The sequence below is a fragment of the Mycobacterium sp. E2989 genome (assembly GCF_001667595.1).
Classification (GTDB): domain Bacteria; phylum Actinomycetota; class Actinomycetes; order Mycobacteriales; family Mycobacteriaceae; genus Mycobacterium.
The window spans coordinates 1-12,169 of record NZ_LZJX01000043.1 but is presented as its reverse complement, the minus strand read 5'-3'; the positions used below and the strand labels follow the sequence as shown (position 1 = coordinate 12,169).

At 68.6% G+C, this 12,169-nt stretch carries 14 protein-coding genes; 6 read left to right on the top strand and 8 right to left on the bottom strand.

Features of this window, described 5'->3' with window-relative positions:
- Nucleotides 1-90: 90 nt before the first annotated feature.
- Nucleotides 91-726 carry a cutinase family protein gene (locus tag A5680_RS08575; protein WP_369827635.1) on the top strand — a complete coding sequence of 212 codons (636 nt, stop codon included), beginning with the start codon at nt 91-93 and terminating at the stop codon, nt 724-726.
- 128 nt (nt 727-854) lie between these two features.
- Here A5680_RS08575 and A5680_RS25635 read toward each other — a convergent pair whose 3' ends face one another.
- A complete protein-coding gene (locus A5680_RS25635) occupies nt 855-1,061 on the bottom strand; it encodes a hypothetical protein (protein ID WP_156349501.1) in 207 nt (68 codons plus the stop codon).
- A 257-nt stretch (nt 1,062-1,318) separates the two neighbouring features.
- Here A5680_RS25635 and A5680_RS08570 point away from each other — a divergent pair, with 257 nt between their 5' ends.
- Nucleotides 1,319-2,155: a family 16 glycosylhydrolase gene (locus tag A5680_RS08570; protein WP_067818259.1), complete on the top strand. Its 837-nt coding sequence runs from the start codon at nt 1,319-1,321 to the stop codon at nt 2,153-2,155.
- 6 nt (nt 2,156-2,161) lie between these two features.
- Here the strand turns inward: A5680_RS08570 and A5680_RS08565 are convergent, their stop codons facing one another.
- Both A5680_RS08565 and A5680_RS08560 read right to left on the bottom strand, forming a co-directional pair.
- Nucleotides 2,162-3,007, bottom strand: coding sequence for an SAM-dependent methyltransferase (locus tag A5680_RS08565; protein WP_067818257.1), 846 nt, complete (start codon nt 3,005-3,007; stop codon nt 2,162-2,164).
- Nucleotides 3,008-3,036: 29 nt separating this feature from the next.
- Nucleotides 3,037-3,693, bottom strand: a complete 657-nt coding sequence (locus tag A5680_RS08560; RefSeq protein WP_231633787.1) for a hypothetical protein — start codon at nt 3,691-3,693, stop codon at nt 3,037-3,039.
- A gap of 61 nt (nt 3,694-3,754) precedes the next feature.
- Here A5680_RS08560 and A5680_RS08555 point away from each other — a divergent pair, with 61 nt between their 5' ends.
- Entirely contained in the window at nt 3,755-4,765 is a 1,011-nt protein-coding gene (locus tag A5680_RS08555; RefSeq protein WP_067818254.1) for an NADP-dependent oxidoreductase, read from the top strand.
- Between the two features lie 2 nt (nt 4,766-4,767).
- On the opposite strand, the gene A5680_RS08550 is transcribed toward A5680_RS08555, so the two are convergent.
- On the bottom strand, nt 4,768-5,601 hold the full coding sequence (locus tag A5680_RS08550) for a class I SAM-dependent methyltransferase (RefSeq protein WP_055402258.1): 834 nt from the start codon (nt 5,599-5,601) through the stop codon (nt 4,768-4,770).
- Between the two features lie 54 nt (nt 5,602-5,655).
- Complete coding sequence (locus tag A5680_RS08545) at nt 5,656-6,303, bottom strand: heme-binding protein (RefSeq protein ID WP_055402335.1); 648 nt, start codon at nt 6,301-6,303, stop codon at nt 5,656-5,658.
- Nucleotides 6,304-6,528: 225 nt separating this feature from the next.
- Between A5680_RS08545 and A5680_RS08540 the strand changes: the two genes are divergently transcribed.
- Nucleotides 6,529-6,783, top strand: coding sequence for a hypothetical protein (locus A5680_RS08540; RefSeq protein WP_055402337.1), 255 nt, complete (start codon nt 6,529-6,531; stop codon nt 6,781-6,783).
- Nucleotides 6,784-6,875: 92 nt separating this feature from the next.
- Here A5680_RS08540 and A5680_RS08535 read toward each other — a convergent pair whose 3' ends face one another.
- A complete protein-coding gene (locus A5680_RS08535; RefSeq protein ID WP_055402260.1) occupies nt 6,876-8,330 on the bottom strand; it encodes an aldehyde dehydrogenase in 1,455 nt (484 codons plus the stop codon).
- Nucleotides 8,331-8,521: 191 nt separating this feature from the next.
- Here A5680_RS08535 and A5680_RS08530 point away from each other — a divergent pair, with 191 nt between their 5' ends.
- A complete protein-coding gene (locus A5680_RS08530; RefSeq protein ID WP_067818251.1) occupies nt 8,522-9,343 on the top strand; it encodes an alpha/beta fold hydrolase in 822 nt (273 codons plus the stop codon).
- A 3-nt stretch (nt 9,344-9,346) separates the two neighbouring features.
- Here A5680_RS08530 and A5680_RS08525 read toward each other — a convergent pair whose 3' ends face one another.
- Complete coding sequence (locus A5680_RS08525) at nt 9,347-10,249, bottom strand: NAD(P)-dependent oxidoreductase (RefSeq protein ID WP_067818249.1); 903 nt, start codon at nt 10,247-10,249, stop codon at nt 9,347-9,349.
- Nucleotides 10,250-10,394: 145 nt separating this feature from the next.
- Here A5680_RS08525 and A5680_RS26480 point away from each other — a divergent pair, with 145 nt between their 5' ends.
- Entirely contained in the window at nt 10,395-11,078 is a 684-nt protein-coding gene (locus A5680_RS26480; protein ID WP_067818246.1) for a PE family protein, read from the top strand.
- 18 nt (nt 11,079-11,096) lie between these two features.
- Here the strand turns inward: A5680_RS26480 and A5680_RS08515 are convergent.
- The coding region (locus tag A5680_RS08515; protein WP_067818244.1) for an acyl-CoA dehydrogenase family protein at nt 11,097-12,169 on the bottom strand (1,073 nt) is incomplete at its 5' end.

Sequence of the window (12,169 nt, the reverse complement as noted above, 5' to 3'; positions counted from 1 at the left end):
ATCCGTTGCCCAGCGGCCGGAGCGGGACCGTTTTACCATCGTGCTGTGCGTGCCCTCCCTGTCCGTAGATGTGTCAACGCCGTCCTCGCCGTGGCGGCGCTGACGCTGACCGCCGTGATCCTCCCGCCCGGCACGCCGGGCGCCGCCGGGCCGGCCGCGGCTGCCGGTTGCCCTCCGGTGCAGGTGGTGTTCGCCCGTGGCCGAATGGAATCGCCCGGAGTCGGAACGCTGGGCAACGCGTTCATCAGCGCGCTGCGATCCAAGGTCAACAAGAACATCGGCGTGTATGCCGTGAACTACCCCGCCGACACCGAGGTGGCCCAGGGCGCCAACGACATGAGCCACCACGTTCAGGACATGGTCACCAACTGCCCCGCCACCCGCCTCGTACTGGGCGGTTACTCGCTCGGCGCGGCGGTCACCGACGTCGTGCTCGCCGCGCCCATCGGCGCGTTCGGTTTCGACAGCCCGCTGCCCCCGGGAACCGATCAGCACATCGCGGCCGTCGCGTTGTTCGGCAACGGCAGCCAGTGGGTGGGCCCGATTACGAACTTCAGCCCGATCTACAACGACCGGACCATCGAGCTGTGCCACGGCGCCGATCCCATCTGCAACCCGGCGGACCCCAACACATGGAAAGCGAATTGGCCTCAACACCTGGCCGGCGCGTACATCGACGCGGGCATGGCCAACCAGGCCGCCGATTTCGTCGCCAGCAAGCTCTGAGCGATCCGGCGGTAACGGTTAAGGTCGGTCGGCAGCAATGAGATTCCGAGTTATCGGATCGTTTTCGGTGCCCAATACTTCGTTTGCGGACCCAACTGGCCGGTTATTGCGCGGTTTGCGCGCGGAATTCAGGCCGGGGTGTTGGTGCTCGAGTACAGCTTGAAGTCGCGGACAAGCGGAATGACCTCGCCGCCGACCGCCGCGGCATGCTGGCGGGCCAGGAAGGCCGGATGGCGGCGCATCGCCTCGCTGCGTTCGCGTTCGTGCCGCTGGGCCGCGGTCCACACCGGGTGGGACTGGAGGAAAATAACGTTCGCTCCCGTTGTATTAGCCACGATCGTTAACTCCTCTCACTGCCACCGGCAAAAGCTACGACTAGTGGTTATCGGCTCGTGATCTCAAGGATGCCCGGGCGATCCTGAGACCAAACCATCCAACTAGTTGAGAATTAGCCATGAATTTCGGCTAATGCTCGGCCACCGTCGCGCCGCCGTCCGTGCTGGCCCGCCGGCGATCCGAAACTTTATCGGGGGCCACCGACACATTTCCCGTTTCGGCTTCGCACACGCCGTGCTGCTATGGTCCCTTGCCTATGCCAAAGATGGACCGCCGCCGCATGATGTTGACGACCGGGATCGGCGTGCTGGCAGCCGCGCTGCCTGCGCCGGAAGCCGGGGCGCACCCCTCGGGGCGCGGCACCGCACCCCCGCCCGCCGCGCCCAGCGGCCAAACCGGGACCTACATTTTCCAGGACGAATTCGACGGCCCCGCCGGCTCGGCGCCCGATGCCTCGAAATGGGCGATCGCCAAGGCCCGCGAGACGATCAAAGACCCGACGTATTGGGAGCTGCCCGAGCACATCGGGCAGTACCGGGACGACCGGCGCAACGTCTTCCTCGACGGCAACTCCAACCTGGTGCTGCGCGCCGCCAAGGACGGCCCCACCTACTACAGCGGCAAGGTCCAAAGCCTTTGGCGGGGTGGCGTCGGCCATACCTGGGAAGCCCGCATCAAGCTCAACTGCCTGACGGCGGGCGCCTGGCCGGCCTACTGGCTCGGCAACGACGACCAGGGCGAGATCGACGTCATGGAGTGGTACGGCAACGGCAGCTGGCCCTCGGCCACCACCGTCCACGCCAAGGCCAACGGCGGCGAATGGAAGACCCACAACATCGCGATGGACAGTGGCTGGCACACCTGGCGCACCCAATGGGACGCGGCCGGCATCCGGTTCTGGAAGGACTACACCGACGGGGCCCAGCCGTACTTCGACGTGCCGGCCAGCTCGCTGCCGGATTGGCCGTTCAACGGGCCGGGCTACACGGTCTATCCGGTGTTCAATCTGGCGGTGGCGGGTTCCGGTGGCGGCGACCCGGGGCCGGGCAGCTACCCGGCGGACATGCTCGTCGACTGGATCCGCGTCTGGTAAGCGCGCTCAGTGCGTGAGCAGGGCGGTCGCGCTCCAGGCCCTGCCGCCCGGGTGCCGCGGGTCGGGCTGGGGCAGCCAGGCCAGCGGGCGCATCCATAGCGGCAGGCGGTGAAACCGGTAAGCGGCGAGATACAGCGCCTGCACCTCCACGGTGCGCCAGCCCAGGCCTTCGAAGTAGGCCAAACCGTTCTCCGGCGCGAACTTGAAGGGCGCGTTCTGCATCATGCCCGCCATCTTCTTGTTCATCAGCTTCTTCAGCCCCGGGCCGGCGAAGTCGAGCATCCACCACGCGACCTCGGGCCGCTTGATCGCCGCGGAGAGCGCGGCGACGTCGCTTGCCTCCAGGTACATCAGCAGCCCCTCGGTCAGCACCAGCGCCTTGCTGGCCCCGCGCAGGGCCTCGTCGAGGAAGGCGTCGCGGGCCGCGGGTTCGGCCAGGTCGACGGCCATCCGGGTCAGCCGGCACCGCGGCGTCTCATCGGCGAGCAGTTGCGTCTTCTCGGCGAGCAAGTCCGGCAGATCCGCCTCCACCCAGGTGAATTCGGCCGGAAGGTCGAGCCGATACGGGCGGGTGTCGAGGCCGGCGGCCAGATTGAGCACCCGATCGCAGCCGCCGGCGATAGCGTCGGCGAGCGCGTCGTCGATGAGCTTGGTCCGCGCGACGAGCCACCAGCCGTTGCGCGTCGACCGCGGGACGTTGGCGACGATCTCGCGGCCGTGTTCGCCGGCGAGCCGCTCGGCTAGCGGGTCGCTGAACAGCGCGTCCGGGCGGGCCGATTCGGTCGCCCGGTGCAACGCCGTCCAGCGGGCCGTATCCGAAACATGGGTGATTGTGTGCCTGGGGGTGGACATACCTGCGTTATAGCAGCACCCCGGCCGGCCTATTGGCCGGCCTTGCCCCCGGCGAACCACGCCTCGGTCACCGTGCGGGTCTGCGGCGGTGGGAAGACGGCACCGGGTGCGCCGAGCTGGCCAACCTTGACGGTCCACGCCGGCGCGGAGCGGTCGATGCACGTCCCCGGGCCCTGGCTGGGCAGCCACAGCACCTCGGGGTTGCCGGCGCCGCACCAGTAGATGCCCTCATACCCGTCGGCGCGCAGGCCCCAGGCGCCGCCGTTGCGCAGCCGGCACCGCGTGCCGTCGTCGAGGGTCAGCGCGAAGGGGTCCGGGCTCGCGGTCGGCTGCACCGGCGGGAGCGAACCCCCGTATTTCACCCGATGCAGCTGCCTCTCCCACGGATCGTCGACGCACAACAGTGATCCGGGCGTCGACGGCCAACACGTGCCGGCCCCGGCCGCGCTCGGCGAGCAGGAGTACACGTTGTCGTCCACCGCCGACGGCGACGCCGTGTCGCAGGTGACCGTGACGACGTTGCCCTCCGGCGGTGTCTCCCGGTAGCCGTTGATCGGTTGCCCGTCGGGCCCCACGGCCATGACGGTGATCTGCTGGGTGGGCGGCGGGTCCGCGGTGGCCGACCCGGGCGGCGAGAGCGCCACGATCGTCAGCGCGGCGACGGGGACAGCGACCACTCGCGACATAACGTTCACCGCACAAAACCTCCCGTCCGGCGGGCCCTTTGTTGAAGGGTACGGTGCGCATATGACCGATCGAAACCGTCGTTTCCTGCTTCGCGAACGCCCCACCGGCCGCATCGGCCCCGACACTTTCGAACTGACCGAAGAGGCGATCCCCGAGCTCGGCGACGGCGAGGCGCTGGTGCGCGTCGACTGGATCTCGCTCGACCCGACGAACCGCATGTGGATCAACGACACCCCGACCTACCTGCCCCCGGTTGGGCTCGGCGAGGTCATGCGCGCCGCGGGGATCGGCGAGGTGGTCGCGTCCAAGAGCCCCGCCTACCAGGCCGGACAGCAGGTGCAAGGGCTCCTCGGCTGGCAGGAGTACGCGGTGCTCACGGACACCGCGATGGTCAACCCGGTGGAAGTGGCACCTGGCATGTCGCCGAGCGCCTACCTCGGCGCCCTCGGGATGACCGGGCTTACCGCGTGGATCGGGATCCGCGACATCGGCAAGCCCCGGCCCGGCGAGACCGTCGTCGTCTCCGCGGCGGCCGGCGCGGTGGGCTCCGTCGCCGGGCAGCTCGCCAAGGCGGCCGGCGCCCGCGTCGTCGGGATCGCCGGGGGTCCCGAGAAGTGTGCGCTGCTCACCGATCAGCTGGGCTTCGACGCGGCCGTCGACCACCGCGCCGACGATTGGGCCGCGCAGCTGGCCGCGGCGACACCCAACGGCATCGACGTCGACTTCGAGAACGTCGGCGGCGACCTGATGGACGCAATCTTCGCGCGCCTCAACATCGGCGCCCGCGTCGCGCTGTGCGGCCTGATCTCGGGCTACAACGCCGAGGACCCACCGCCCGGTCCGCGTGCGTTCGGGAACCTGCTCATCCAGCGCGCCACCGTGCAGGGCTTCATCGTCCTCGACCACTTCGGGCGCGCGCCCGAGGCGATCGGCGAGATCGCGGGCCTGATCGGGGCGGGGAAGCTCAAGCCGCTCGAGACCGTCGTCGAGGGATTCGAGCAGCTGCCGACGGCGATCAACATGCTGTTCGACGGCAAGAACGTCGGCAAGCTGGTGGTCAAGCTCGGCTGAGTTCAGCCGAATTCCAGGAGGGCATAGACCCCGCGGTACGGCTTCGCCGGCGGAAACCGCCAGAACGCGGGGTACAGCGTCCCGAAGAACAGGCCCCGCCCCGCGGGCATCGGTACGTCGTGCACCGCGCGGATTCCGGGCATGGTGCGGGGCAGCCGCGCCAGTTGACGCACCGAAAGGCTGAACGGCATCGGCGGCACGCGGTAGCGCTTGGAGGAACGCAGCCCCTTTCGTGCGACCTTCTTGACCACGGTCGGCGGTAGGTCGAAGAACATCTGGCCGCCGGGAAAGCTCCTGGCGCACTGGGCAATGAGCCCCAGCGCCTCGTCGGGCCGCAGGTACATCAACAGGCCCTCGGCGGTGATGAACACGCCGTTGCGGGCATCGACCGCATCGATCCAGCTGTAGTCGAGGGCGGATTGGGCGAGATAGGTGATTCGCGGCGAATGCGGCAGCAGCCGCCGCCGTAGGTCCACGACCGCGGGCAAATCCACCGAGACCCATTTGAATTGTGGGTCGGGCAGTGCGCGGTCCAAGCGCCAGAAGGACGTCTGGAAGCCCTCGGCAAGCGCGACGACGGTCGCCCGGGGGTGGGTGGTGAGGTAGTCGGTGGCGCACCGGTCGACGGCGAGCGAGCGCAGCGCCATCTCCTGGCCGCGGCGGCCGAACTTCTCGAAGTCGAAGTCGATGGAATCGACGAGCTTGACGGCCATCGGGTCGTCGATGATCGCGTCGGGGAGCGCCGCTTGGTGTGCCCTTCCGTAGAGCGTCAGCAGCGCCGTCTCCGAAATTCCGGTGAGCTGCCGCGCGTCCACCCTCTTGTTGTCGTCAGTCATTACGCGAAACAGTAGCCGCTGGGCAGGTGCGCAAGACCGGGAGCGGCAGCCGGGCTAGCGTGGCGCCGACGCCGGGTCGATGGGAATTGCGACCTCATTGCGGCGCCGCATCGGCAGCGTCCAGGGCGGGTCGTAGAACCAGGCCTCCGCATCTCCGGTGGCCTCGATTCCCCTGTCCTGCAATACCTTCGAGAGCTCCCCGGTTCGGGAGGCGACTGCCTTGGGGCTGCGGTCGCCGCTGAATCGCAACACCGCCACGGTCGCGGACGGCACCGCGACGAGCCGGACCTGAGCGTCGTTGGGAGTGGGCAGAGTCTCCATCGTCCACTTCGCGGGCATGAAAAAGCGGATCATCCAGCCGGCCTCCGGGCCGGCGGACTGGACGACCGGTGCGGTCATCGCGATCTGCTGACCGCCCCGGCTCGGCTGCTGGCTGACGGGCGCGGTCATCGCGATCGATGAATTGTCCCGATTGCCGCCGAATATGTATCCCGCCAGCCGTCGGAACCCGACGTCGCGAGCGCGGTGCTGGTCCGCGTCGACGATTGTCTCGGCGGCAATGCGCGGACCGTAGTGGCGTATCTCGACGTTGTCGGTGATCCGTTGGTGCGTGTACGTCGGCTCCTCGAGCCCGACCCGCACGCCACCCACCGCCAGGAGCGATTCGGCCACCTGAGTGGCGATCTTGATCGGGTTCACCATCTGGGCGTTCTCCTTCCAGTGCCGCGAAAGCACCGTCTTCGATGACGGGAACGCGGGGCGGTGCGCCTCGGCGGCATCGACCCACCTTCGCCATGGTGCCGCAAGCGCGGCCTGGCCGACGCCTTCGTCGTCGCGACAACGTTGGGATCGGTAGCCCGCGCCGCGGTTTGTACTTGGCGCAACGACGACGCCAATCCGGCGGCGCCCCACGAAAGGAAGTCAGAAATGAAGATCGTCCCGGCCAGCATCGAAGAGCAGATCAATCGGGTCGACCGGCAGCGCAGCCTCTACATCGGAATCAGCGCGGGCGCGATCGCGCTGTGGAGCGCATTCCGGCTGATCTGGGCCCTCTACATCGGGATGACGTTCGGCTGGTTCCTGGGGTCGATGGTCTTCCAGCTGGTGCTGTGGGGCGTCATCGGTACCGTCGCGGCCGTCGCTGCCGTCGGCTTCCTGACCCGCTACAGCAAGGGGTCTTGAACGCGGGCGTGCCGGCGGAGAGTCCCGAACCTGGTGCGGTTCGGGACTTTTCGCTGTCGGCCGCGGCGACACGCCCAGAACACCGCACCGGGTTAGAGCTGGGCCCAGACCGATTTCGTCTTCATGTAGGCCTCGATCCCCTCGCGCCCGAACTCGTGGCCCCAACCGGATTGCTTGTAACCGCCGAACGGCACATCGTGGTCGAACACCAACTGGCAGTTGACCTGCACGCTGCCAGCCTGCAGCCGCTTGACGATGCGGTGGGCACGGCCAAGGTTTTCCGTCCAGGCCGTGGCGGCCAGGCCGTAGGTGGTGTCGTTGGCCATGGCGACGGCCTCGTCTTCGTCGTCGAACGGCAGGATGCAGACCACGGGCCCGAAGATCTCCTGCTGGTAGAGCCGCATGCCGGGATCGACGTTGGTGAGCACGGTCGGGTGAACGAAGTAGCCCTTGCGATCCAGGCGGTGGCCGCCGGTGACCACTTCGACGCCGTCGCCGCGGCCCTCGTCGATGAAGCCCATGACGCGCGTCAGCTGCTTCTGGCTGATCAGCGGGCCGCTGACGCAGCCCTCCTCGCTGGGAGCGCCCAGCTTGAACGTATTCGCCATCAGCGCAATGCCTTCCACCACCCGGTCATACACGCCGCGCTGCACGAAAATCCTTGAGCCACAAACGCATCCCTGCCCGGAGTGCACGAAGATGCCCAACGACGCCATCATGATCGCCTTGTCCAGGTCGGCGTCGTCGAAGATCAGCACCGGCGACTTGCCGCCGAGTTCGAGCATGACCTTCTTCAGGTTGCCGGCCGAGGCGCGCACGATCTCCTTGCCGACCTCGGTCGACCCGGTGAAGGCGACCTTCTCGACGTCGGGATGGGCGGTGATTGCGGCGCCGGCGGTGTGGCCGTACCCGGTCAGCAGGTTGACCACGCCCTCCGGGACGCCGGCCTGGTGGATCAGCCTGTCCAGCAGCAGCGCCGACAGCGGGGTTTCCTCGGCGGGTTTGACCAGCATGCTGCAGCCGGCGGCCAGCGCCGGTGCGAGCTTCGCGCTGGCGTTGAAGATCGGGCCATTCCACGGGAAGATCAGCCCCACCACGCCGAAGGGTTCCTTGAGGGTGTAGGCGTGCATGTTGACGAAGGCGTCCGTCGCGATCCCGTCGGTCTTCACGTCGTAGGCGACGCCGTTGAGTTTGGAACACCAACCGGCGTAATAGCGGAAGAACTCCGAGCAGGTGGACATCTGCAGCTGCGCCTGCATCAACGGCATGCCGGTGTTGAGCGAGTCGAGTCGGGCGAAGTCCTCGGCATGTTCGTCGATCAAATCCGCGATGCGCCACATGATCTTCGCCCGCGCGCGTCCCGGGAGCTGGGACCAGACCCCCGATTCGAAGGAATCCCTGGCCCGCGCGGCGGCGTCGTTGACGGCCGCTTCGCCGCAGTCGGTGAACTCGGTGATCGTCTCCTCGGTGGCGGGGTCGATGACGGCGATGACCTCTCCCGTGCCCGGGCGCTTGCGGATGTCCTCCAATACGGCCTGCAGCTTCATCTCGTCCCTTCCGTGTCCCGGACTCACGCGCCCTTAATGCACCGAAAGTGCTGAGCACTTGCTTAGCATTGGCCCTGCGGTGCGGTCAAGCGCCGCGGTCAGGGACGGGATCCGCCCGGGTAACTCGCGAAAGCGGTCCCGTTCCGCACGCCCCTGCCGGGTCATACTCCGGAGGCGTAGCGTCCTCAGCCATGGCCGACGACATCCGCTTCGTCGAGGCGAACGGGCTGAGATTCGCCTACCTCGAACAGGGCTCGGGGCCGCTCGTGCTGATGCTGCACGGGTTCCCCGACACCGCGCACACCTGGGATCACCTGCGCCCGCGCATCGCCGACAAGGGTTACCGCGCCGTCAGCCCCTTCATGCGCGGCTACCACCCGAGCGGGATTCCCGCTCGCGACCCCGACCAGGAAACCTTGGCCCGCGATCCGCTGGCGCTGATCGAAGCACTCGGCGCGAGCGACGCCGTCGTCATCGGGCACGACTGGGGAGCGTCGGCGGCCTACGGCGCGGCCGCGATCGGCCCCGATCGTGTCCGCAAACTCGTTGTCATCGCCATTCCCCACCCGGCGGCCCTCAGGCCTTCGCTGAAGAAGCTCTGGGGCGCACGCCATTTCGCGGCGTACAAGCTGCCGGGAGCGGCGAATCGCTTCGCGCGCAACGATTTCGCGGCGCTGTCCGCGATCTACCGGCGATGGTCACCGCTGTGGCGGCCGGACCCCCGGGAGTTCGACGCGGTTCGGGCGAGCTTTTCCGATCCGGCGAGCCTGAACGCGGCATTCGGCTACTACCGCAAGCTCTCCCCCATACCCAGCGCGTCGCTGAAGGCGCGGATCACGGTGCCGGTCGTCGCCTTCGCGGGCCTGGACGACCCGATCGTCGAACCAGCGGACTATCGGCACGCCGCCCGGATGTTCGAGAACGAGTACACCGTCGAGGAGGTGCGGGGCGGACACTTCATGCATCGCGAGCACCCCGACGCGTTCGCGGGGCGGCTCCTGGCGCACCTGTAACGCCTAGGCGCCGACCAACTCCGGATGGAACTTGGCCGCCATGCGGCGCAGCCCGTCGCGCCAGTCCACGGTGGTGCCGCCGACGAGCTCGTGCATCCGGCCGCTGTCGGTCGGATTCCCTCGCAGCGCCTGCGCGCTCACCTCGAATACCGGCTCCTTGCCGACCAGTGCGCCGAGGTAGGCGCACCATTCCTGGATGCTGACCGTCTGGTCGCCGCACCAGTTGACGGTCGTCGCCGGGACCGACGCCACCTCGAGCAATTTCGGGATGGTCGCGATGATGTCGTCCTCGTGAATCGGGTTGTAGCGCGCCGCCTCGCCCGGCGGGACCGGGATCGGGATGCCCGCCAGCATCATCTCCATGTGGTAGAACGGCCATCCCCCGTTGTCGCCGTAGGGCACGTTGAGCCGGGCGATGGTGGTGGGCACCCCGAGGGCCCGCGCCATCGAGCGGGCGACGACCTCCCCGGCGATCTTGGAGATGGAATACGTGGGAAACAGGCATTTGTGGTTGTCGCCCAGCGCGGCGCGTTCGGTGCGGGGATCGTCGCCGGGCGGGTCGTACACGGCCGCCGAGGAGCAATGCAGAAACGCCTTCGCGGCGCGGCAGTGCGCCATCAGCAGGCCCACCGACTCGGCGTTGGCCGCGAGATCCTTGTCCCAGTTGCCGCTCTTGGCCACCGCGAGGTTGAGGACGTACTCGAAATCGGTTGGCAGATCGGAGAAGTCGCCGGCCGCGAGGTTGACCGTCTGGCAGCGGACGCCGGCCTTCTCCAGGCCCTCCCGCGCGGCGGGGTCGGTGAACCGGGCGATGCCCCACACCTCGTTGTCGGCCGCCAGCGCCCGCGCGATGGGGGTCGCGATTTGACCGGTCGGACCGGTGATCAGGATCTTTGAGCCGCGCATGGGCTGATAGTAGGCGACGACCGGGCGGGGCCGGATGAAAGTGTGCGCACCACACCACCGGCCCCCTTAGACTTGATGTCATCGCCCAGCACAGCTGGTCCTTCGACGTACCGGCGCTCAAGGCTCGCACAGGAGCAGTACGCACATGGAATCGATGTCACATGACCCGGCGGCCGGTGCCATCGGGTTGCACGTGGTCGACATCGCGACCCGCGGTCTGGCTTCCGGCGCCGCGGCGTCGGCGCCGGTGACCGCGCTGGTCCCGGCCGGGGCCGACGAAGTCTCGATCATGGCGGCCGCGGCGTTCGCCGTGGAGGGCACCGCCATGCTGGCGTTGAACACCGCCGCCCAGGAGGAGGTCGCGCGCACCGGGGTGGCGCTGACCGACATCGCCCGGATGTACTCCCAAGTCGACGGCGAGGCGGCCGGCGCCCTGGACTCCTCCGGCGCCCGAATCGCCAGCCATACCTTCGTCGGCCCGACGGGCGGTGGGCTGACGGGCGCGAAGCCGCCCGTTGCGGCGGGCGGCTCGGTCCCCCGCACGCCGCCGCTGACCAACCTGGTCCAGGGCGGCCCGGTCGCGGCCCCGGCGCCGACGGCGCCGGTTACCGCGCCGACGGTGCCAAGCCCCGGCGCGGCCATGCCCGGTGCGGTCAACGCCGCATCGACATTGCTGGGCGCCGGCGCCGCCCCGCTGAGCTCGCTTGGCTCGCTCGCGCAGGGTGCGTCGGCCGGCGGCGCCTCCGGGCCGGGGCTGGCCTCGTCGCTCACCGAGCGGAACGACGACGAAAGCGCCGGCAGCCAGCAGCCGGGCCAAAGTCTGGTGTAGCCGCCCGCCGTCTGAGATTCACAGGCCGGGCTGATCCTCGATGATGCCGAGCCATATCTGCGCGACGTCGATCGCGACTTTCTCGCTGATGAAGGCGTGCTGCGTCCCGGTGTAGATGTCCCGGAAGGCGCGCTCGAGGCGGCTGCCCTCGCGGATCGAGCTGGTGCCCGCGACCAGGTGGGCCCATTCGGCGCAGCCCCGCGCCGTGTCGGTCGCGAAGACCGCCGCCACCCGCATGTCGGCGCGCAGGGCCGGTGTGAGCTCCTCGCCCGATGCCACCGCGGCCTCGGCGGTGGTAAACGCGTCGAGGACCAGCAGGCGAGCGGCCCGCCAGGCCGCGCGGTGGTGGGCCAGCCCCTTCTGGAACGTCGGGCGGCTGGCCAGCGAAGCCATGTCACTCATCCGGAACTTCGTCGCGGCCAGCTCCTGGACATCGTCGAGCATGCTCTTGGCGACGCCGAGCGCCCAGGACGCATGGCCGGCGGCGGTGACCGGCATCAGCCCCATCCGGGTGGCCGGTGACGTTCCGCGATAGGGCTGACGCACGAATAGCTCGAACGTGCGGCTCGCCGGCACGAACACCTCCTGGGCGCTGTAGTCGTAGGAGCCGGTCCCCTTGAGCCCCTGCACGAACCAGCCGTCGTCGAAGCTGACCTGGTCGCGGGGAATCACCGCGACCCGCATCTCCGGGAAGCCCTCACTGATCCAGCGCATTTCGCCGTTGTCCATGGGCAGGAACCCCGCCGCGACGTACTGGGAATGACCGATGCCCGAGCCGAAGTTCCACGCCCCGCTCACCAGGTAGCCGCCGTCGACGGCGGAGCCCTGCCCGTTCGGGAAGAATTGGCCGCCCATCGTGACGCGGTTGTCGTGTGCCGTGAACACTTCCGCGAAACCCTCGTCGGGCAGGTACGCCGCCGCGGCGAACGAGGACGGCAGGTTGGCGATGCCGACCCAGCCGAAAGAGCCGTCCTGCCAAGCCATTTCGATCCAGGTCTCGATCATCTCGGTGAACGACGGCTCGACACCGCCGGCCTCGACCGGGTTGAACGCGGACATCAATCCGCTCGCCCACATTTCGTCGACGATCG